This is a genomic window from Providencia sp. PROV033 (genome assembly GCF_028484855.1).
GTDB lineage: Bacteria > Pseudomonadota > Gammaproteobacteria > Enterobacterales > Enterobacteriaceae > Providencia > Providencia alcalifaciens.
Map to the genome: position 1 here is coordinate 1 of NZ_JAMPSW010000066.1, position 22,967 is coordinate 22,967.

General features: G+C 41.0%; 20 protein-coding genes. 7 read left to right on the top strand and 13 right to left on the bottom strand.

From position 1 onward, the window contains the following. From PSF16_RS11945 to gltS, 5 genes are all read right to left on the bottom strand, one after another. Positions 1-628 (bottom strand): thiamine pyrophosphate-binding protein (locus PSF16_RS11945; RefSeq protein ID WP_272689301.1); only part of this gene is annotated, 628 nt, incomplete at its 3' end. A 251-nt stretch (positions 629-879) separates the two neighbouring features. Next, complete coding sequence (locus PSF16_RS11950; RefSeq protein WP_006659367.1) at positions 880-1,233, bottom strand: RidA family protein; 354 nt, start codon at positions 1,231-1,233, stop codon at positions 880-882. A 3-nt stretch (positions 1,234-1,236) separates the two neighbouring features. Beyond that, entirely contained in the window at positions 1,237-2,478 is a 1,242-nt protein-coding gene (locus PSF16_RS11955) for a D-amino acid dehydrogenase (RefSeq protein ID WP_272689302.1), read from the bottom strand. A gap of 56 nt (positions 2,479-2,534) precedes the next feature. After that, positions 2,535-3,443, bottom strand: a complete 909-nt coding sequence (locus tag PSF16_RS11960) for a LysR family transcriptional regulator (RefSeq protein ID WP_006659364.1) — start codon at positions 3,441-3,443, stop codon at positions 2,535-2,537. Between the two features lie 186 nt (positions 3,444-3,629). Next, on the bottom strand, positions 3,630-4,835 hold the full coding sequence (gltS, locus tag PSF16_RS11965; protein ID WP_006661027.1) for a sodium/glutamate symporter: 1,206 nt from the start codon (positions 4,833-4,835) through the stop codon (positions 3,630-3,632). 663 nt (positions 4,836-5,498) lie between these two features. Between gltS and mdlC the strand changes: the two genes are divergently transcribed. Next, positions 5,499-7,172 (top strand): benzoylformate decarboxylase, encoded by a 1,674-nt coding sequence (gene mdlC, locus PSF16_RS11970; protein WP_230083770.1) that lies wholly within the window; start codon positions 5,499-5,501, stop codon positions 7,170-7,172. 79 nt (positions 7,173-7,251) lie between these two features. Here the strand turns inward: mdlC and PSF16_RS11975 are convergent, their stop codons facing one another. Beyond that, a complete protein-coding gene (locus PSF16_RS11975) occupies positions 7,252-8,595 on the bottom strand; it encodes an NCS2 family permease (RefSeq protein WP_272689303.1) in 1,344 nt (447 codons plus the stop codon). After that, entirely contained in the window at positions 8,595-10,403 is a 1,809-nt protein-coding gene (locus tag PSF16_RS11980; RefSeq protein WP_272689304.1) for an adenine deaminase, read from the bottom strand. The genes PSF16_RS11975 and PSF16_RS11980 overlap by 1 nt, the downstream gene beginning before the upstream one ends. Before the next feature lie 145 nt (positions 10,404-10,548). On the opposite strand from PSF16_RS11980, the gene PSF16_RS11985 reads away from it, so the two are divergent. From PSF16_RS11985 to PSF16_RS11995, 3 genes are all read left to right on the top strand, one after another. Then, positions 10,549-11,484 carry a LysR family transcriptional regulator gene (locus PSF16_RS11985; protein WP_006659359.1) on the top strand — a complete coding sequence of 312 codons (936 nt, stop codon included), beginning with the start codon at positions 10,549-10,551 and terminating at the stop codon, positions 11,482-11,484. A 183-nt stretch (positions 11,485-11,667) separates the two neighbouring features. Continuing rightward, positions 11,668-12,555, top strand: a complete 888-nt coding sequence (locus PSF16_RS11990) for a hypothetical protein (protein ID WP_006659358.1) — start codon at positions 11,668-11,670, stop codon at positions 12,553-12,555. A 143-nt stretch (positions 12,556-12,698) separates the two neighbouring features. Further along, positions 12,699-13,433 (top strand): vWA domain-containing protein, encoded by a 735-nt coding sequence (locus tag PSF16_RS11995; protein ID WP_036961538.1) that lies wholly within the window; start codon positions 12,699-12,701, stop codon positions 13,431-13,433. A 75-nt stretch (positions 13,434-13,508) separates the two neighbouring features. On the opposite strand, the gene efeB is transcribed toward PSF16_RS11995, so the two are convergent. The 5 genes from efeB to PSF16_RS12020 form a co-directional block, all read right to left on the bottom strand. Continuing rightward, positions 13,509-14,798, bottom strand: a complete 1,290-nt coding sequence (gene efeB / locus PSF16_RS12000) for an iron uptake transporter deferrochelatase/peroxidase subunit (RefSeq protein ID WP_006661033.1) — start codon at positions 14,796-14,798, stop codon at positions 13,509-13,511. Between the two features lie 11 nt (positions 14,799-14,809). Then, positions 14,810-15,697 carry an EfeM/EfeO family lipoprotein gene (locus tag PSF16_RS12005; RefSeq protein ID WP_006659355.1) on the bottom strand — a complete coding sequence of 296 codons (888 nt, stop codon included), beginning with the start codon at positions 15,695-15,697 and terminating at the stop codon, positions 14,810-14,812. Beyond that, a complete protein-coding gene (locus PSF16_RS12010; protein WP_006659354.1) occupies positions 15,690-16,547 on the bottom strand; it encodes an FTR1 family iron permease in 858 nt (285 codons plus the stop codon). Before PSF16_RS12010 ends, PSF16_RS12005 begins: the two co-directional genes overlap by 8 nt. An 8-nt stretch (positions 16,548-16,555) precedes the next feature. Next, complete coding sequence (locus PSF16_RS12015; RefSeq protein ID WP_006661035.1) at positions 16,556-16,894, bottom strand: cupredoxin domain-containing protein; 339 nt, start codon at positions 16,892-16,894, stop codon at positions 16,556-16,558. A 100-nt stretch (positions 16,895-16,994) separates the two neighbouring features. Beyond that, positions 16,995-17,552, bottom strand: a complete 558-nt coding sequence (locus tag PSF16_RS12020) for an iron transporter (protein WP_006659352.1) — start codon at positions 17,550-17,552, stop codon at positions 16,995-16,997. A 266-nt stretch (positions 17,553-17,818) separates the two neighbouring features. On the opposite strand from PSF16_RS12020, the gene PSF16_RS12025 reads away from it, so the two are divergent. The 3 genes from PSF16_RS12025 to PSF16_RS12035 all read left to right on the top strand — a co-directional run bounded on the left by PSF16_RS12025 (position 17,819) and on the right by PSF16_RS12035 (position 21,099). After that, positions 17,819-18,748 carry a DUF7916 family protein gene (locus PSF16_RS12025; protein WP_272689305.1) on the top strand — a complete coding sequence of 310 codons (930 nt, stop codon included), beginning with the start codon at positions 17,819-17,821 and terminating at the stop codon, positions 18,746-18,748. A gap of 166 nt (positions 18,749-18,914) precedes the next feature. After that, positions 18,915-20,249 carry a 30S ribosomal protein S12 methylthiotransferase RimO gene (gene rimO, locus PSF16_RS12030; protein ID WP_006659350.1) on the top strand — a complete coding sequence of 445 codons (1,335 nt, stop codon included), beginning with the start codon at positions 18,915-18,917 and terminating at the stop codon, positions 20,247-20,249. Positions 20,250-20,466: 217 nt separating this feature from the next. Next, complete coding sequence (locus PSF16_RS12035) at positions 20,467-21,099, top strand: helix-turn-helix domain-containing protein (RefSeq protein ID WP_272689306.1); 633 nt, start codon at positions 20,467-20,469, stop codon at positions 21,097-21,099. 757 nt (positions 21,100-21,856) lie between these two features. Here PSF16_RS12035 and PSF16_RS12040 read toward each other — a convergent pair. Next, positions 21,857-22,486 (bottom strand): response regulator transcription factor, encoded by a 630-nt coding sequence (locus PSF16_RS12040; RefSeq protein WP_272689307.1) that lies wholly within the window; start codon positions 22,484-22,486, stop codon positions 21,857-21,859. Between the last annotated feature and the right edge of the window lie 481 nt (positions 22,487-22,967).

Consider the following 22,967-nt stretch of genomic DNA (forward strand, 5'->3'; position numbering starts at 1 on the left):
AAGCTGATTCGCTATTTTGAAGTTTATGGGCAATTAAGCTAATGACTTTTTTCAATGTATCAGGTCGGCTGGTCGGTAGCACCAATGGTTTTGCTTTCGATATGGCAATACGTTGAACGGCATAATCAGCGGGAATACCAATATAGACAGGGCGTCTTTGTGATAGGGCGTGGGTAATTAAGCGATTCATTTCGCTAACACAATTTTCAGGCGTGAGTATTGCGTGAGCACAAGCGAAAGATTGAGCCGCTTTGTAAAATACGTCAAAGTCACCATCACCTAAAGTGTGATGCATAATGCGTTGATTTTTTTGAATATGGCTAGATGGCATGCCCACTAAATGAAAAATTGGTAATCTCTCTGCATACGCACCAGCAATGCCATTTAAGGCGCTAAGTTCTCCGACTGCGAACGTGCTGGCGAGGGCGGCAACCCCCTTTAAACGCGCATAACCATCTGCGGCATAGGCCGCATTAAGCTCGTTGCAGTTTCCTACCCAACGTAAGTTTGGATTAGCGCAAACAGCGTCATTAATTGGGAAAGCATAATCACCTGCAACGCCAAAAATGTCATTGATGCCTAAATCCTGTAATCGGGATAAAACATGCTCAATCACGGTTTGGGTCATGTAATCTCTCCATCTTGATATAAAAACAACCAATAATTATTGGTTTTGTTTTAATTTTCAGACAATTATTTAAATAGCATATATAGATAATAGTAGTAGGAATGCTAGATAAAGGCGTATTTTTTTTATTAGAAGGGTAATAAAAAGAGTGATTGAGATGAAAATTGGACGAAAAAGATGAAAAGAGGAGTAAAACAAGCATTCAAAAGAATAAATCTAAACTTTTGAATGCGATAGCGAATGAGTAATAATTAACGTTGGGCAGCAGTGACCATCACTTCAACGAGAACTTGTTCTCGTGCCATATTAGCTTCAACGGCGGCGCGAGCAGGGCTAAATTCAGCGGGCATCCATGCTTCCCAAACAGTATTGAAGTCAGCAAAATCGCGTTTCATATCTTTAATCCACACCTGTGCAGATAAAATACGTGTTTTGTCACTGTTACTGGCTGCAAGCAATGCATCAATTTTGTTTAATACGTCTTGGGTTTGCGTTGTAATATCTCCGGTTAAATCAGTAGGGACCTGTCCTGATAAGTAAACTAAGCCAGCATATTCAACGCTATCCGCTAAGCGGGGTTTTGGGTTATTCCGTTTAATTGGCATCAATTACCTCGTTAATCCTTCTAGTGAAATTGGAGAACTCTGCTGAGTAATGAGCTGAGTTAATATCTCTGCGCTACCCGCTGCTAATGTAAAACCTAAACTACCATGACCCACATTGAGCCATAAATTGCTGTGTGTTGTCTTGCCTAACATAGGGGGTCCCTTGGGTGTTGACGGACGTAAACCGCACCATGTTTCTGCTTCATCGATTTTAGGTAAATTCGGGAATGTTTTTTTAATAATGTTTTTTAATGCAGAAATTCTGTTTTCCCGTAATCCATATTTGTCATAGCCAATATCTACCATTGCCGCGATACGCAATTGATCATGCAGTTTGGCGTAAACAATTTTATTGCCGTAGTCGGTAACACTAATTTTAGGAACGATATGTGTCATGTGTGGATACTCCACACTGAGGCTGTAACCTTTTAAACCTAAAATGGGTACATCGATACCGAGTGGTTTTAATAGCTCTCGACTTCCGTTACCCGCACAAATCACAACATCATCGGCTTGAATGGTACCTTGAGATGTCTCTACACCAGTAATGGCATTGCCAAGCTTAATAAAGGATTTTACTGAATGCTCGAGGCATAATTTAAATTGTGGTTGTGTTGTTAAGTACGCCAGAATATTTTTGCAGAATAAATAACAATCTGCGGTTTCATCATTTGGTGCGTAGATAGCACCAACTAATTGTGATTGGATATTTTTCAATGCAGGTTCTAGTTGAACAATTTCTTGTGCACTGAGTACTTTTTGGAATTCTTTATCTACGGTTTCACTGGCTTTTTTAAAGCTAGATTGATCTCGATGGATAATTAATTTCCCTGATTTCTCCCAAGCAAAATCAGAAATATCGCCACTTGTTCGCCAAGTATTCATTACATTTTGGCTTAAGAGTGATAATCGTAATAAATGGGCGCCATTGATTTTATTGGTTGTGCGGTTGCAAGCTAATGTGAATTGAGTCATCCAAGCAAGCTGATGTAAGGTAAAATCGATTCTTAAATTTAATGGGGAATCACTTTTACCCATCCAGCGTAAAGCTTGTAAGGGAACGCCAGCATCCGCTAATGGTGAAACATAGCGATAACTTAATTGACCACCGTTAGCAAAACTTGTTTCCATGCCCACATCAGAATCGGATTCAATGAGTGTGACGGTTTGACCTGCTTTAATTAAAGCATATGCGGTACTTAATCCAATCACCCCTGCACCGATCACTACCACATGTTTAGTCATAATATTCCGCAACCAATAATAACTTAGGAGTTATCATTTAACGGCGAATAGTCAGACTAAACAATTGAGTTTTCATCACCAGAGTATAACTTTTGGTTAACTACTGCGTTGCGTTTTTTTAGTATTAGCGACAAGGTGTTTACATAATTTTGGGCGGCTTTGGTCAGTGGTCTGTCAGCACGATGGAAGACTGATACAGCGAGGTGTAAATGCTCTTTGAGTGGATAAATCATGGATTCAGGTAAGGTATGTTCCGCGGAAAAAATATCGGTAATACTGCAACCTAATCCTGCACGCACAAACTCTGCAGCCATATGATAAGTATGCACACTGATATTCGATTCCTCGAACTCATGTACCTGTTGTAGCAGTTGAGACAATGAGTCTGATCCTGGGTGGATCCAACGGTTTTGATCGATATCCATTAATGATACGGGGGAAGATATGGGTGGCTGACTGTCAACATATACGAGTGGAATGTCGGCGACGGGAAGGACAGTGATCCCGCCTTCGATCGCTAAATTAAACGCGATACCAATATCCAGATCTTGCTGGGTTAATAATTGTAAAATATCGGTAGTGTGATGCGTGCCAATAGTGAGTTTGATATTCGGATGTTTTTTAATAAAAAGGGCGGTGACTTCGGGAACTAAGTTAAGACCCAGACTTGGTAAGCACCCAATCGCTAATTTACCTTGTGGATTTCGTGATAAATTTTGTGCCAAAATTCTGAGTCTATCTAAATTCTGATAAACCTCCTTGGCTTCCTCAAATAATAAATTAGCTTCATCTGTTGGAATTAATTTCCCTCGAATCCGTTGAAATAAAACCAGTCCAAGCTGTTGTTCCGCATGTTTAAGGGCTTTACTCGCCGCAGGTTGGGAAATATGGAGAACTTCAGCGGCACGTGTCAGTGAGCCACAAGTCATAACAGCATAGAAAATATCAAGGTGCCTTAATTTCATTATTGGTAACCTAAGCAATATATTGCATTTTTTCTTATTTTACAGAAAAGCCGGGAAAGGATCCGATATCGGAGTCACTTACTCGAAAGGAAAAAAGGATTCAAAGCGAATAAAACGAGAAAATATCTAAAGTGACAATGCCAGCTCATATACATTTAGTTATGAACTGGCATACAGTATCGAGAATTAACCGATGGATGCACCTAATTCAATAAACAGCTTAATTACGATACTGTTGGTGATATCCACAAGAAATGCTCCTACCATTGGAACAACGAGGAAAGCTTTATGGGATGGGCTAAATGCGCGGGTAACAGTTTGCATGTTGGCAATCGCTGTTGGCGTTGCACCCATTCCAAATCCACAGTGACCTGCACTGATGACGACGGCATCATAGTCACTTCCCATCATTTTGAAGGTCACAAAGCAGGCAAATAGCACCATAACTACCGTTTGTACGGCAATGATGATTAATACCGGACCTGCCATACTCGCTAATTGACCAAATTTTAATGACATCAGGGCAATAGCAAGGAACAGTGAGAGTGCCACGCTACCTAATACATCAACAGTAGGTTCGAAAACTTCGTGCTTAAATACGTGAGTTAAGACGTTACGAATAATGATACCTACAAACAGACACCAGACGAATGTAGGGAGGTGCATTGGTGTATCTTTGGCTAATTCACTGATGTAACTACCGGCAACGATACAAATGATCAGCATTGAAATGGTTTCAATGATGTTGTTGGCGTTGATCTTTCTTTTCACTGACGGCTGCTCGAATGCTTCGAGAATTGTCTCTTTTTCTTGCTCTGTCGCTTTAGGAATAGTGACTTTTTTCAGTAAGTGACGAGCGACAGGTCCACCAATGAGTCCACCCAGTACAAGCCCCATTGTGGCACATGCCATAGCAAGCTCAACAGCACCTGTTACACCGTATTTATCGGCAAGGATCGGTCCCCAAGCACCTGCGTTACCATGACCACCGGTTAAGGTAACAGAGCCCGCTATCAAACCAATAAATGGACTTTCATTTAGCATGACAGCCATGCCCATACCGACCATGTTTTGAATCACAATTAAGATTGTTACAGCGAGAGTTAAAATAACGAGTGGTTTTCCACCTTTTATTAATCGGGAAAAGTCTGAGCTCAAACCAATTGATGAGAAAAAAGCAATCATTAATGTGCTTTGTAATGACGTATCGAATGAGAAGGTATAGCCAGCGGCTTTATCAACAATTAATAAAACAATCGCAACAATAAATCCGCCAACAACGGCATCCGGAATATGGTTTTTCTGTAGAAAAGGGCTGATTTTAACCACGATCATCCCAATAAGAAGCGCTAAGCACGCAAATAATAACGTATAACTGGCATCTAAGATCATTATTTTACCTCATATGAGTTTACCAGAGTGTTTACTTTTGCAATTTAACATTGGTGTTAAATTAAATTACTTTGCTTAACTTTTGTTTAACAATGAGTTTTGTTTGGGTTGCTATAACTTTTAGTTAATTAAATTGTTTAAAAAAAACGCATTTATTGATTGGTTTAATTTATTATCAGAATGTTATTCAATTATATAAACCGTTATGAATAATCTAATTAATTGATTTTAATTTAAATTTTAAATTTCCCCATCAGATGGGAAACTCATCGAGTTTTTGACGTGTTTCTAGGGCGTAGAAATGAGGCGTTGAGTGGGTTAATTGTTAGAAGTGTGATGAGTGGCATAAAGCCGTTATTTTGTTAATGTTTGTTAAGTCATTGCCATATGACTCACGTTTTAGATGCTTCTAGGGAAGGTTTCATTTACTTTTTCTTTATTAAAGAGCAGATGAAATGAATATAAATGCCAATATTCTTAGGTCTCTTTCGTGATTTATATGGATTAAATCTTAATAGGTGGTTTTTATTCCTATTTTATTTCTATCATCGAAACAAGATGTTATTTTAACCTATTGTATTATATTGAAGTTTAAAATTATTTGAGCGATTTAAAAGTGGAGAACCATCTCTGGTGTAAATGTTTTTCATTGAGGGATTCGTTATGATAGGAACTGATCCAGATATCTTAATTAGGGTATTTAAAATGAAGAAAACCATTCGCCAAGTTACTTTTGATTTATTACGTCAGTTGGACATTACCACTATTTTTGGGAACCCAGGCTCGACAGAAGAGACATTTTTAAAAGATTTTCCGAGTGATTTTCGTTATATCCAGACATTACATGAAGCTTCGGCGGTTGCTGCTGCGGATGGCTATGCCCAAGGTATGCGTAAAGTGGCGATGGTCAACTTACATACCTCCGCTGGGCTCAGTAATGGTATGAGTAACATCCTGACTGCCTACATGAATCGCACTCCACTGATTATTACTGCCGGAAACCAAACCCGTGAAATGTTATTAATGGAGCCGTGGTTAACCAATATTGAGCCTGAAACGCTACCCAAGCCTTGGGTCAAATGGAGTTATCAACCGGCTCGTGCAGAGGATGTACCTGCGGCATTTATGCGGGCGTATGCGATGGCTCTCCAGCCGCCAGCAGGACCTGTTTTCCTTTCCATTCCGCTGGATGATTGGGACAAGCCTGCGATTGCTCAAGAAGCCGTTGTACGCGAAGTTTCACAGCGGATTGGTTATGATCCCGCTCGCTTACAAGCCTTTGCGGATGCGCTTAGCTCGGCGAAAAATCCGGTACTGATCTATGGTTCTGCAATTGCTCGAGGTGAGGGTTGGGAGGCTGGAATCGCATTAGCTGAAAAGCTCAATATTCCTGTGTGGGCGGCTCCGGCTTCTGAACGTCCACCATTCCCTGAAACGCATCCTCTGTATGCCGGAGGACTGCCTTTTGCGATGGGTCCATTATCCGATAAGCTGAAAGGACACGACTTGGCGTTAATTATTGGTGCGCCGGTATTTCGTTATTATCCTTATGTGGCAGGAAGTTATCTTCCTGATGGCATGCGTTTATTGCATATTACTGACGATCCTATTGAGGTAGGAAGAGCGCCTGTTGGGGATAGTTTACTCAGTGATGCAGTATTGGCAATTGAAGGGTTAACACAGCGTGTGAAAGCGCGACCTGCGCCAAAAAATAGCGTGGAAAAGCAATCACATGGTATGGCTCCACACCCAGCCGCGCCGGAAGTAAAAGGTGATTCTACTGTTTTGAGTGCAGCACAGCTGTTTAAAGCGCTGAGAGAAGTTTCTCCGAAAGAGACGATTCTAGTTGAAGAGTCGCCTTCCAATCTTGGCGAACTCCATCGTGAATGGCCGATTGAATCGCCGGATTCTTTCTATACCTTTGCCAGCGGTTCGCTAGGGTGGAATTTACCTGCGAGCGTGGGAATTGCATTAGCGGAAAAAGACAGTGGACGCCATCGTCCGGTGATGTCAATTATAGGTGATGGTTCGATGCAATATTCTATTCAAGGGTTATGGAGCGCCGCTCAACACAATTTACCGATTGTATTTGTAATCCCGCGAAATAGCGAATATGCGATTTTAAAATCATTTGCCGTGTTAGAAGAAACGCCGGGGGTTCCGGGTCTGGATATTCCAAACTTAGACATTGTGGCGTTAGGTAAAGGTTATGGTTGTACCGCGTTAAAAGCCACAACGATTGATGAGGTAAAAGCGGCTTGCCGTGACGCATTTAACCGCCAAGGACCTACCGTGATTGAAGTGCCTATCCTGCCTCAAATTCCACCGTTGATTTAAAATAAGGTGAAGATTGAATCATAACCTTTAACGTGAAATCCCCTAATATTGAGAGAATTAGGGGATTTTTTTATTAAACTTAGTGCTTCACGAGGGTGGAGAAGTAATACACTAAGGGGACTGCGAGAATCCATAGGCTGATTGGAATTTCACGCCACTTGCCTGCTACGGCTTTAATTAAGATATAGAACAGTAGCCCGCCAGCAATACCTGTACCGAAACTGTTTGCGATGAGCGTAATCATCACCATCATGAGTACTGGTAGGCCGTCAGTAAAGTTACCTAAATCAACTTTGCGTAATCCGCTAAACATATTTAAGCCGATTAAGATTAACGCGGGTGCGGTTGCTTGCGCTGGGATCATTAAAGCAATTGGCGTAAACAGCAACATCAGAAGGAACATAAATACTGCCGCCAATGCGGTCATCCCTGTTTTTCCTCCCGCTTCAGCCGCGGCGGAAGATTCAATTAAAGCCGTTGCCGCAGGAATACCGACTAAAGGACCTAATGCCGCCGCAATGGAGTCCACAATAAAGGGTCGGTTGATATTCGGCATATTACCTTCTTTATCCAGTAATCCAGCCTCGCCACCCACCGCTAATGTCGTACCCATGGTGGAGAAAAATTCAGCTGCAAAAAAGACGAACAAGAACGGTAAGAACGCGATATTGAGTGCGCCGATTAAATCCACTTGTCCCAAAACAGGGGCAATTGAGTGGGGCACGCCGATAAAACTTTCTGGTAATTTAGTGACGCCGAAAGGAATCCCTAGCAAAGTAGCGAATAAAATTGCCCATAAAATCCCTCCCGGAATACGGCGAGATTGCAGTGCAATCGCGACAAAGAAACCAGCAAGTGCGACTAAGGCGCCCGGAGAGAGAAAGTCGCCAAGCATTAACGCATTCGTTTTTGGGTTAGCGAGGACTAAGCCTGCGTTACGAAAACCCAGTATCGCCACGAACAAGCCAATCGAGGCAGTTAAACCGAGCTTGATAGACTGTGGAACTGAACGGGTAACCACTTCACGTAAACCGAATTTGGTTAACAGGAAAAATAAAATCCCAGACCAACACGCGATACCTAAACCGATTTGCCAATCAATCCCTTCGCTGCCTGCGAGAGTGACCCCGACTAAAACGGAGCCGCCAATGCCGGGACCCACAATAAATGGTAGATTGCCATAAAATGCCATTAAGAGGCTGGCTAATACAAATACGATGATAGTGCCGGTGGTCGCCGCGCCTTTATCCATTCCGCCTGCGGCTAATAATCCCGGAATAACCACAAGTAAATAGGCTGCTGCAAGGAACCCAGTGATTCCAGCTAGGCATTCTGTTCTGATTGAACTACCCCGTTCACGCAGTGCAAAACGTCTTTCTAACCAACTCCCTGATGTTGGCTGATGACGAGAATTGTTAGCCATTAATTGGCGCTCCTATCATTATTTTTTATATGGTGAGTATGTTCATGACGTTCTAAGACGGCATTGACAATTTGGCGGGTGGTACCGCAAGTTAATCCTAAATCAGTTAAATGAGGACCTGCATTACATGCAAGGCAGGTGCCTTCAATCGCTTTGAACACGCGATACGGTGGTTCCCAATCGGCGATTTGGCTACTTAATTCTCTCAGTTGGCGAAATTGGGCAGCAAGCTCAGGCGCTGGTAATTCAGATAGCATGCCCGCAATTGGCATGGCGACATGGGCTAGGACTTTACCATCTTGGACTAATGCCATACCGCCGCCACTTTCAATCAGTAAGTTGGCTGCCATTGCCATATCGTTTGCATCCCGCCCGAGTATCACAAGGTTATGGGAATCATGAGAGTAGCTGGTGGCAATGGCGCCGCGTAATTCGCCCCATCCTTTTAACAAGGCAACTTGAGGTTTGGCATCATGGCGACCATGACGGTGTTGTACGCGGATTAAACTAAATTCGTCAGGGAGTTGTACTATGCCATCTTTCACCTGTACATCCACTTCCCCCCATTGGGTAAAGCGAGCACCACTAATATGGCGTAATCGCGCTGTGCCATTTCGTAAATCAGTGAGTTGAAGTTGGCAATCTTGTGCGGAGATTGGCGCTAAGTGCATGGTGTCGCGTGGTGGCAAAATCGTATTTTCGGGCGCGATTGAGCGGGTAAGTTGCCCATTTTCTGCCACTTTTTTACCGTCAACGTACACTTTCTGAGCGTTTAAAGTTTCCAGTGAATTTAACACAACTAAATTTGCTCGACGACCAGCGGCAATCAGACCAAGGTCATTGCGTTGCAAGCGAATGGCGCCATTGAGCGTCGCAAAGCGCAAGACATCTGTGGCTTGCAGTCCGTGTTCAATCAGCAAATTCAGTAGGGCTATCACGCCCCCTTTTTCAATCAACATATCCGGTGGTACATCATCGGTACACACGGTAATTTGTGATGATAGATGGGGAAGTGTTTGTAAGGCCGCGACAATTTCAGGTAATAAATAAGGGTGAGAACCTCGAATTTCGAGCGTCAGCCCTGCACGTAGTTTTTCGAGAGCATCTTCAGCAGAGGTGAGTTCGTGATCTGATGTTACGCCAGCGGCAAGGTAAGCTTGTAAATCAGCGCCTTTTAATCCACGCGCATGACCTTCAATGATTTTTCCTGAATTTAATCCGGCATCGAGGATTTCTTCCATGCGCTCACTGCCATGCAACACACCAAACATATCCATCACTTCTGCGACACCACGCACCTCTGGCCAACTGAGCATGGTAGACATTTCTTGTCCTGCAAAGTCTGCCCCTGACATTTCTAAGCCGGGTGTTGATGGTACCGAAGATGGTGCAGCAACCATGACATCCAGAGGCAGATTACGGCTAGCATCAATAGCATAACGTACCCCTTCCAGCCCAAGTACGTTCGCCAATTCATGGGGATCCCAAAATACTGCAGTGGTGCCTTGAGTGAGGACAATTTCAGCGTAGCGAGCTGGAGGAAGATGGGAGCTTTCTAAATGAACGTGAGTATCGATGAAGCCGGGAGAAATAAACTGCCCCGATAGGTCGTGAATTTCATGGCTATCCGTACGACTTCCCGTCGGATGGACACTCGCAATCAGCCCTTCAGTGATACCAATATCGGCAGGGCGAATTTCACCTGTGACCATATCGATGATATTGGCGTGGGTAAGCAAAAGGTCAAAGGGAATTTCCCCTTTTGCGGCCTGAACGGCACGACGTCGAGTTTGATTTGTTCGCTTCATAAAACACCATCTTCAAGATTTATGTCGCTACTTTATGAGTAAGGCAAACGTTTGCCAAGATGATAAAATTTATCAGATCATAAAGAGAGGTTATAATGCAGAGCATAATGATAAGAATAACTATCCATTTAAGTGAGGAAATCCAATGACTGAGCCATGGCAGCGTCTTCCTGCATTAACCTTAAAGCAGTTGCAATATTTTGTGACCCTCGCTCAGTTGCGCCATTTTACCGAAACAGCGAACCGTCTCGCCGTGAGCCAGCCTGCGCTGAGTAGCGCGTTACGGCAAATTGAAACCGTGATTGGCGGTAAATTAATTAACCGTACTGCAGCCTCTGTCACATTGACCGAATTGGGCGCGGCGATTTTACCTCATGCGGAGCGTATTTTAAGTGTGTCGCATCGTGGGTTTAGCGATATTCAGAAAATTATTGAAGAGGGGGGCGATGGCACATTACGTATTGGGCTGGTGCCTTCCGTGAGTTCGTTATTATTCCCGATGATTCCTGAGCAATTACAGCTATATTTTCCTAAGTTGAATGTGGAATTTTATGACCAAACGAATGACTCACTAGTGAATAAATTGGTCAATAACGAAATTGATTTTGGCATCGGGGTTTTGGATAGTTCAGTTCCTGAAGAATTAACGCTGTACCCACTTCAAGATGATCCGTTTGTGGCGGTGATCCATCGTGATGAATTTATTTCTGATAATGCATTTCACTTACCTTGGAAACTATTAAATAACCGTGATATTGCGATGTTTTCAAAAGGAAATATTCACCGATTGGTGACGGCAACGATTGAAAGTAATCGGCTCAATATCAACCCTCGTTATCAAGTCGACTATATAGAAACCTTATATGGTTTGGTCAGGTCGAAATTGGCAATTGGCATTCTGCCTCAGTTATATACCGTTCATTTACGGGATCCTGAGCTTAAAGTTTTACAATTACAACAACCAGCTCTGACGCGTTCGATTTCGCTAATGCGTAACAACCAAACATTGACGCCGATGATGGAATCGGTATTTCAGCTATTATTTAAAGTATTAAGACGCTCGCATACTCATAAGTATTAATTCGACAGCATAAATCTAAATATAATTTACCGTAATACATGATGATTGTTTGATTTATAACAAGTGAAGAGTGTTAAGCACTAATCGTAAAACTATTTTTATTCAAATGAATAAGATTATTGCCCTTGATTGTTTATTTTTTGGTCGCATATCTAGGTGGTCAATAAGATGTTGGGGGAATAAATGAACGCTATATTGAAAGTCAGCCTACTCACGACAGCCATGCTATTGGTGACAGCCTGTGGCGATCTGGACATTATGGGGAATAAAGGAAAGTTTTATTATAGCAATCCAACAGAAAAAACAATTTCATTTAAAGTTGATGGCAAAGAGTATCGCGTTGAACCTAACCAATTTGGTTCGGTTGCATTAGCGAGTGGTGAGCATACTCTGGAAGATGCACTCGGTCATACAACTACTTTTATGGTATTTGAGCACAACTCTGGCGGGATATTAAACCCGAATCACGGGGTATATTATACTTTTTCTGAAGTGTATACCGACCAACATGACTATAAGGGATATCAGCCCACCCAGTATGATGTCACTATTTATGGACATGAATTAACACTACCGATTAAAAGTAGCAATGCGACTGTCATTGATGGCAATTTATTTCGTTGCACTTATCCGATTGGAAAAGCTTTGCCGGGCGCGGTAAATAAGCAATACAAGCAAGAAGATATTAAATCGAAATGTTTTGATCAGTCTGAATTGATTGAATATTTCGCGAATGTGCACGACCAAAATTTAGTGCCTAACACCCCTCAAAATGAAGAAAATAATTCAATTAGCCAGCACTTAAGTTATCAAGTGCCGGAAGTCACGTTTAGTGACCCACAGGTGCAAACTGTCGCGAACGAGATTGTGGCATTAACGGAAACACTAAAACATGCTGATAAAGTCGATATTCATCAAGATTTGAATAAACAATATCACCAATTAACGGTTCAGCTTGTTGAAACGTTCACACAAAGCCCATCTAGTCAGATTGCGGCGGAATATATAAAGTTAAATAAGTTTATTAAACAGATTAATCAAATCCGAAATTACGGAGTGTGGGTGAGATAAGTATATTCCATTAAGTTTATGTGAGTGTTTTGATAATTAAGAATTTGCTTATAAATTAAACAGAGTAATCTTATGTGATATCCCGATGAAACAAGGAAACTAATCGATAGTTTCATTAGGATAATATGATAAGAGGCTCGGTGATGAATTTATTTAAAACGTCATTTTTTACTACGATATCCGCTATTTTTGTATTATTTTTTTCCAATGTTTCGAGCGCGACATCAGTTATTGAACCAATTAAAGATCCTGAAGTATTAGACTTGGTTTTTATTTTAGATAAAAGTGGTTCTATGTCGGGTTTTGAGTCTGACACAGTGGGTGGATATAACAGCGTACTGACTGAGAACAGAAATAAAGCGAATAAAACCTTTATCACGACAATTTTATTTAATAATAAAACGAGTTTACTACATAATAGAGAACCTATTGATAAAGTTAAAAATCTTACCTTGAATGATTATTCTGTCGGGGGAAATACCGCATTATTAGATGCGATTGGTGATAGCATTATTAAGATGCGTGAGAATAGAAAAATTACCAAGAACAATAATGTGTTGTTTGTGATTATTACCGATGGTGAAGAGAACAGCAGCACTAAATATAGTCAAGCTAAGATTAAATCGATGATTAAATCCGCTGAAGTTGAAGATAAATGGGACTTTATTTTCTTAGGCGCCAATATTGATGCAATTGCTGAGGCTGACAATATTGGTATCAAGCGTTCAAATGCGACTGGCTATGTTCAGGATGGCACGGGTTACGATAAAGCGTATAAAGCAGTGAATAAAGCCGTAGAAGCTAAACAGAGTGCTGCACCAATATCAGAGGAATGGAAACAGGAAGTTGAGCAAGACGCGAAGGATCGTAAAAAATAATAAGACAATCACTATTTTAGTTTATAGAAAAAAGCTAAAAGCCCCGAGCTGACTATCGGGGCTTTTTTTATGGCATTATTTTGTGGATTTCAATGCCGAAAATAATCCTTTGGCGAGCTGATCTTCAGCGGATTTAATTCCCGGTAAAACGAAATAGTATCCCCCGCCAAATGGCTTGATGTAACGCTCGAGAGGTTCACCATTTAAGCGTTTTTGGGTATCAATAAAGCCGGTTTTTAAATCTTTTTGATACGAAACAAAAATGAGCCCCATATCCAATGCGCCGTTATCGGTTAATCCTAAAGAATAACTGTAACTGCGGCGGCGTAATTTTGCAGTATGGCGACTTGGGTTTCTTGGCTCCGCACGACGCATATGAGAGTCAAATAGCACGCGATCGCCGTGAGGATCTTTCTCGAAAGCGGGATCATCCATCTCATGCTTCATACCCATTGGTGCGCCAGTTTCTTTATGGCGTCCAAAGTCATTTTCTTGATCTTCCAGTGGTGTTCTATCCCAGAATTCAAGATTGAAGCGAATAAGGCGAACGGCTTGGTAGGTACCGCCAATACACCATTGTGGCTCTTTGCTGTCTTCGGTGACCCAAATCAGTTCATTCATCAACGCATTATCATCTGAAGGCGCATTTCCGGTGCCATCTTTAAAACCGAATAAATTGATTGGGGTAGTGTGTCTGTCGATATCCCGTGACGGTAGGAAACCATCGATTTTCCATAGGGGGAACCAATAAGGCGAGGTATGGCGCAATACATCGCGTAGGGCATAAATCACGCTTTCTTGGCTATTCGCACAAATTTGTAGGACCACATCTCCACCACACCATTTGTCTTCTAGGCGGTCATTCGGGAAGCTGGTCATTTCCACCAATTGGCGTGGCTTTAGCTTCTCTAACCCAAAACGTGAGTCAAACAGGCTATCTCCCAAAGAAACGGTGATACTCAGAGAATCTGGCTGGATGAGCGTTCCTAAAATACCGGACTCCGCAGGAGGCATTTTATCATTCTGATTTGGCGAGGATTTTTGTACTTGCGTTAGAAAGGCAATGCGTTGAGTTAATAGATCAAACAGCGATTGCAGCTCATCAATGGATGTCGATGTAATATGAAACGCAATAAACGAGGCATGCTTTTGTTCAGGGGTAAGTACCCCAGCTTGATGAGAGCCTAAGTAATTGATGCTTTTATCATAAGTCAGTTGGCAATCGGCAATCGCCGCTTTAGCGCTGAGGGCGGGTGCGGCGAGAATTGCGCCACCCATGACTAATGTTTTCAGTGCATGGCGTCGAGAAATATTGGTCTGAGAAAAACGGGAAGAATCTAACTCGTTTTTTGGTTTAGCTTGCATAAACTTATGCCTTAATATTTATAGTAAACATCAACATCTAACTGAGCGCGCAATGTGGCGAGTAGCTCAGCTTGTTGCGTTAACAGAGAATAGAGTGTCATTTTGTCTTGTTGTTTTAGTTGGCTATAAGGTGCGTATTGCCCTTTAGCTAATTGATATGACTGCACTATTTTATTAATTTTCTGATCATTTTCTTTTATTTGATCAAGAGTTTTGGCTTCAACAAATGGGCTGATAACATCGATGATCACTTGAGAGCCTTTGGCATTCGCCGCCATATCGAAGAGATCTGTTTGGCTATAGATATTCTCTTTACCTGACAATTTGGTCTCAAGGATCATTTCGATAAAATCAGCAGAAGCTTGAACCAATTTAGGAATTTCAATGGTTTCGGTCAGTACACGTTTTTGCAGATCACGGCCTTTGAGTAATAGCTCATCAGAGGCGGGGAGCGCTGCTTTTAAATCTTGCTGAGAGAATAATAGATATTCAACAAGGTGGAACCCGACAAAGCGGTAATCTTTTTCTTTATCCAGAAAATAATCTGCACGAGAATTGATGGTACGGTCAGTATTGCCAAATAACACAATGATTGGGCGTACCGTTTCATAGTGCTGGTGAGCTTGGATATAGGCTGCTTTAGCCTGTGCCAGTTGACCTTTCTGTATACTTTGATTGAGTTTCTCTAACTGCTCGACCATTTCACTTAACTCCTTATTGACAAAGGTTAAGTATTCTTGAATGGCTGGTTGATATTTTTCGGGGGTGGGAATATCGCCTTTGGCAATAATGATATTATCCCCCGTTTGCACAGGGGAGCGCAGGGCTTTGCCGTGCGCAGTGGATACCATTAATGAGGCAAATATCATACTGATTGCTAATCTAGAGGTTTTACGCATTTTGTAAGTTCCGTTTAGCGGTATGGCGTTTGTTCCACATAAATAGTGCGATGATCACAATCCAGTAGATAACAAATGTGATGACACTTAACCAAATGGGCTGTGAGCGATACGCAAAGAATGATGAGATAAAGTTTCCTGCAACGCCAGAATCATCCAGTAATGCACTCGTATCCCATGCTGGATAGATTAAAAATTCAGGGATTGGATAATCAAATTCAATCATTAAGTTTGAAATTTCTTCGACACCCCTTAGCAGTAAAGATAGGGCGAGAAACAACAAAATCACGCCTGTGACTTTGAAGAAAATCTTCCATGAAATGATGCGGTTAGTTAATAAGAATGCGTATAACGTCATACCTGCAATGACAATACCAGCCGCCACTTCAAAGATAAATTCATTCGCGTTTGCTGACGTTAACGACATGATAAAGCTAGAGAGGAACACGACGATTTCGCTGCCTTCACGCGCAATGGCGATGGCAATAATCAGTGTTGCACCCCACCAACTGTGATGTTCGGCATTACGATTAATACCGGATTCCAGCTCTTTTTTCATCGAGCCGCCACTTTTATTCATCCAATAAACCATTTGGACAATCAATATGCAGGCGAGGATCTCCATGACTATCATGAAAATCGATTGACCGGTGTCATCAAGGACATTGAAGACACCGTAAATGAGTAATGCCAGTAAAATGGACATGGCAATACCTAACCCAACCCCGCCCCATAGGTACTTCATACCATTTCGAGCGTCTGGGTGGCGTTTGATCCACGCGTAGATGATACCGATGACTAATAGCGCTTCAAAACTTTCACGCCAAACTACAAAGAGAACTTGCCCCATGTTGGATCCTACTCTTTAGCAATGATCTCGCCTTTTGGGTGAGAAAGATGGAAATCGTCGAAAAATGTGTAACTACCTGGTTTTAACGGTGCAATAACAACAACAGAGCTTGCGCCTGGCGCCAATACTTTCTCTTTACGTAGTTGTAAGCTTTCAAATTCTGCGGGTTCAGTGCCAGTATTGGTAATTTTGATGCGAATAATGGTTTTGGCTGGTACTTCGAGAACGCGAGGGATTAAATCCCCATTCTTCATTTCTAATTCAACCGTATATTTTTCGGCACTTAATGCGGATTGCGAAAATAATGCGCAAATAAAAACCAGTAAAAAGCTGAGTAATGTTTTCATTGTTGGCTCAAACTTATTGAAATTGAGAGTTTCTTACTAGCGAAAAAGGGCTCGCGCGGAATATTACCCCCGCGAAAGCCCCCAGCGCATCATTGAAAAACTAGTAGCTGCCTTTACGACCTATGCCTGCATAGTCAAAGTCCCAAGAGACTTCAAACGGTTCAAACCAAGGTGCAACGCCTGTTTCTTTATCAATGTGACGACCGAAAGCGGCTTGTTGGTTATGTGAAGGTGGGTAAATTTTGTAGGTTACGCGATATTTACCGTTACCGTTCAGTTTAATGTTTTCACCATAGTGAGGACCATCGCTAGCCACCATCGGCATAAAGGTGCCTGACTGGGTCTGTGGTTTATCACCCAGTTTTGTGACGGTATATTCAACGGTTAAGTAAGGCATCCAATCGCCTTCTGCAAAGCCATTCGGGTTCTCTTCTACGGCATGAATGTCGGCTTCTAAGTGAACGTCGGCTTTATCCGCAGGTAGGTGCGCCATTTTGTGGTGACCTTCTTCGGTATCCATGGTGATAGGTTGTAAATAAACACCTTGAATTTCCATGCCGTTTTTAATGACTGGATGACCGAGAGGATATTCTTGTGCAAAGGCGGATAGAGAGAATAAGGCTAAGCCCGAAACGGCTGCCTGATAAGCGAATTTCATTATGACATCCTTACCTGAATGAAGTTAGAAACATAATGATAATCATTACTATTAATGAAAAACAAGCAGAATGTTTTAATGGATAGTTAAATTTACCCTATGAATATATTTAAATTTAATATTAATCAAAGTGTTAATGTTTACTTTTTTAGACATAAAAAATAAGTATTAGAAAGGTGATGTTGTTCAGACTCTATAGTGGGTTCCACATGTTATAGTCAAAACACTTTCTCTCTTTTCTTGGGCACAAAGCCGAGGTTTTGGAAATGCAAAAACGTTATTTGGATTGTTCCGCTTCTGAAATTGCAAAACTCAATAAGAAGAATTTATTGGAGGCGATTAAAGCGAGTGAAGGTCGGCTATTAGTTAGCGAAACGATTGGAACCATTCAACCTGTTCTGATGAATGTCACGAATGCAGAGCTAGCGGCAAGTCAAGGTGCAGATATTCTGTTACTGAATGTCTTTGATGTGAATCACCCAGAGATGCAAGGGTTACCTGAAGGCACCGCGCCAGATGAAATTATTCGTACCCTAAAACATTTAACTGGGCGTGCTATTGGCGTCAATTTAGAACCCGTTCCCGCAGGCTTTAATAATCCGCATCAAGATAAACAGTGGCAAATATCTGAAGGGCGTTTAGCAACGGTAAAAAATGCGCTGAAACTAAAACAGATGGGCGCAGATATTATCGTGTTAACAGGCAATCCGGGTAATGGCGTTACTAACCAAGAAATTAACCAAAGCTTAAAAGAGTTAAAAGCGGTGGTGGGGGAAGATGTTGTGCTTATTACGGGGAAAATGCATGCAGCAGGGGTATTGAATGCGTCCGCCGAACAGCTTATTACGGAAGATGATATTCAATCTTTTATTCAGAGTGGGACTGATATTATTTTACTGCCTGCACCGGGCACGGTACCGGGTATTTCATTGGAATTTGTGCAAAGAATGGTGAGTTATTGCCATTCACAACGCGTGATGACCATGACAGCGATCGGGACTTCTCAAGAAGGGGCTGATCTGCAAACTATTCGTCAAATCGCGTTAATGTGCAAAATGGCCGGCACGGATTTACATCACATCGGTGACTCCGGCTATAACGGAATTGCTTTACCGGAGAATATTTTGAATTACGGCATTGTGATTCGAGGTGTCAGACATACTTATGCTCGTATAGCTCGTTCAATTAACCGTTAATATTTTGCTGTTTATCCCAGAGGAATTCCCGCGTGATTTAGGGCGTGGGATTCCATTCAAAATGACATTCATATCGCTAAAAAAATATACAATTCCCGCTATACTTCAGGTAAAATCCAGCCCATTTTTTAAAACAATATCTATAACACAATAAAAGAAGTGAGTTATGTCGCAAAATACGAATTCAGTGCCAAAGATTGGCTTTGTTTCACTTGGCTGTCCAAAAAACCTCGTTGACTCAGAGCGCATCTTAACGGAGCTGCGCACTGATGGTTACCAAGTCGTTCCAAGCTACGACGATGCCGATTTGGTTATCGTGAACACCTGTGGCTTTATTGATAGTGCGGTTCAAGAATCGTTAGAAGCTATTGGTGAAGCATTGAATGAAAATGGTAAAGTGATTGTGACTGGATGTTTGGGCGCGAAAGAGAACCAAATCCGTGAAGTTCACCCAAAGGTGTTAGAAATCACAGGTCCACATAGTTATGAGCAGGTGCTCAATCATGTCCATCATTATGTTCCCAAACCAGAGCATGATCCGTTCTTTAGTTTAGTGCCAGAGCAAGGTGTGAAATTAACACCAAAGCATTATGCCTATTTGAAAATTTCGGAAGGTTGTAACCACCGTTGTACTTTCTGCATCATCCCATCTATGCGAGGCGACTTAGATAGTCGTGCCATTGGTGATGTATTAAATGAAGCAAAACGTTTAGTGGAATCAGGTGTTAAAGAATTACTGGTCATTTCCCAAGATACTTCCGCTTATGGTGTGGATGTGAAACACCGAATGGGATTCTGGGATGGTAAGCCAGTGAAAACTAGCATGGTCGGGCTATGTGAACAGCTAGCATCGATGGGCGTTTGGGTTCGTCTCCATTATGTTTACCCATATCCGCATGTTGATGACGTGATCCCATTAATGGTGGAAGGCAAGGTGCTGCCTTATTTGGACATTCCTCTTCAACACGCAAGCCCAAAAATTCTAAAATTAATGAAGCGCCCTGGCGCGGTCGAAAGAACCTTAGAACGCATCAAGCGCTGGCGTGAAATGTGCCCAGAACTGACATTACGCTCGACATTTATTGTTGGTTTCCCGGGGGAAACGGAAGAAGATTTCCAAATGCTGCTGGATTTCTTGCAAGAAGCGAGATTGGATCGTGTGGGTTGCTTTAAATACAGTCCTGTTGAAGGGGCAAAAGCCAATGAACTGGCTGATCAAGTACCGGAAGATGTGAAGGAAGAGCGTTATCACCGCTTTATGCAGCTACAACAAGAGATATCCACTCAGCGTTTACAAGAGAAAGTTGGGCGTGAGCTATGGGTGATTGTTGATGAAGTTGATGATGAAGGTGCCGTTGGTCGTAGTATGGCGGATGCGCCAGAAATTGACGGAATGGTGTACCTCAATGGTGAGTTTGATGTGAAGGCAGGGGATATTGTTAAGGTGCTGATTGAGCATGCTGATGAATATGACCTGTGGGGCACTGTTGTCACTGAATAAAAAACGTTCTATCATCTAGTTCGAAATTTAGCCTGCGAGTCATATTCGCAGGCTTTTTTCGATATGCCCGATCAGTTTGGGTTTTTTCTATTTTTCAAATACTTGATCTATATCATCCCGCCAAAATCTATCAAATCATAACTTGATCTAGGATATAAAACTTAACTGATAACTTGACATAATCAGGGAGAATACTTATCGAAGAATAAGGCTGATTATGACTATTGATTTTACAATTCCCAAACTCGCACAGCTTACAGAAAAATCGTCATGCTCCATTAATCCGGAGTTGTTGATACAACTGGCAAGTGAAGCCATCACTAGTGGCTTATCACCTATCCATGATTTCGACATTGAAGGAATGTTGTTGGATAAATACGGTCAAACCTTATGGTCTAACCGTAAATCAGACAGCAGCGCTATGTTGCCATCTTGGGTATTCTCTCAAATGCAGGTCACTTCGTTAGATGACCAGCCGATTAACTCACAAGGATATACTTATTATTTTGCCCCTATTTATGATGAAACGCGGTTGCTAGCCACGTTGGTATTACGTGGGGAGCCAACCAGCAGCAATATATTGTTAGCACTCACTCTTACCCTAGGGCGAGAAATCAGTGAAAAGTTGAAGTGTCACTTTTACTGGCAAAAACTTTCAGAGAAGACTCTCGGACATAATCTGTTCCATGACTTGAACATTCATGAAGTGGAAAAAGCGTTAATTATCGAAGCCGCGCTGGCTTACGGCGGAAAAATTCAGGAGATGCATCAAGCGTTAAATATGGGACGAACGACACTGTGGCGCAAGTTGAAGCAGTATCAGATTGATATTCGTGAATACAAGCTATAGCTCTGTCAATAAAAACAGTTCCGTCAATAAAAACAGTCCTGCCAATAAAAAAAGCTTCTACTGATTTTCAGCAGTAATGCTGAAAATCAGTAGAAGCATTCAAATCACACAGCCTTACGGTAATCGCTAAGCCCAACATATCAATGTATATTGATTGTGGGCTCAGCCACGCCGTGCAGCGAAACGAAAGAGAAGAAATGAAAAAGAGCTAAGATTATCAACCTATCTTATCGATAAGTATGTTGATCTCAGTACGCTTTTTTTTAGGAATTGGTTTTAATTTGACGTTATAGGTTTTTATTTCAGTGAAAACACATACTCACAGTTAGAGTAAATGGCTATGGGGATATATATAGGTTTATATTTTATTTTAAACTAAATATATTAATCTTATATTTAGCTATAAATGAGATTTTTGTTATTAATAACTAGAGTAACAGTTTCCTTGTATGAAAATGATAGTGCAATTTATTTAATTTTCCACTATTGATTAAAAAATAGTTATTTTAGGGTGGTAAATTAATCAAGCGAAATAGAATGCATAATCGTTATGCTAAGTTTGATAGTGAAAAATAGTTAACCGAATAGTTAACCGAATAGTTAAGTGGATAGCTAAGTTAAATGATTTAACTAAATCGTTATCTAAATAAAAATCTAAATTTAATTATATTTTTCTGGATGTTCTCGAAGATGAAAAAATGCCTAATGATTTTTTGATAAACCATTAGGCAGGAAGGGGGTCTGGTGAATAAAGATATTAAGCGTTTGCAGAATAAGTATTAATATATTCATACTCTTGGATTAATTGAGGCAGTGATTTTATTCCTAGTTTCGTATAAATATTTGAACGGTGTACTTCTACGGTTCTTGGTGATAATGATAGTTTTTCAGCCGTTTCTCTGCTGGTGTTACCGTCTAAAATCATGTCCATGATTTCACGCTCTCTTGCAGAAAGACGGTCGAATTTATCGGCTAAATAGATATATTTTTTATGATTTTCATTTTGTTTATCAAAGTGTTCATTAGCTCCTTGAATAGCGCTTAGAAACACTCTGTCATCAAATGGAAATACATAGAAATCAAAGGCTCCAGCCTTGAAACAGTCTCTGCATAGTGCCGCGGAAGGTTCTTCTGCGATGACGATAACAGGGACTACAGCTAAAGATTGAGTAAGATTTTTTAATTTATTAATATGACTTGAGTTATTGCCTACGAATAATAAAACACAATCCGTTGCATTCTCTTCTTTAGGGTAAGTATAAGTACTAATAAATACCTCTTCGTCATTATAGAATTTAAAAATAAAATCAAAAGATTCCATCTTTGATTTCAGTTTATTCTTAAAGACATTATCGTTTTCAACGATTACATGAATGGCGCTATTCATCACCAAACTCCTGTTAAACGGATTTGACATTAAAATTAACGTAGTTTAATAGAATGAGAATAATTTACCGATGAAAATGGTAATATATTTTCAACTATTCTTTTTTATAGATTATTGCTGAACGTAAATGATATTAAAAAAAGAACTTGCCTAATTTTAATATAAAAAAGAAACAAAAGTTAAAGTATGTGTCAAAACGTAACATCTGTTTAATGTTTTGTAACAAGATAGAGTTTTAAGCTTGTCTTACGATTATTATGTTTTCTAGATAACATGAAAAAATGTTATTTAGCTAAGTAATAATATCGCAAAATGTTAGTCATAAAAAGCACTATTAGCAATTTTATGAAATTTAATTAATCATCCTTCTTGATAATTTTTATCTGTTTTTAAGTTTTGTGATGAAGTCATTAAAATTATCTCAGTAAAATTGCAAAGTACTCTAAAAAAATGAGTGAATACACGTAATTGAACGTTTAAA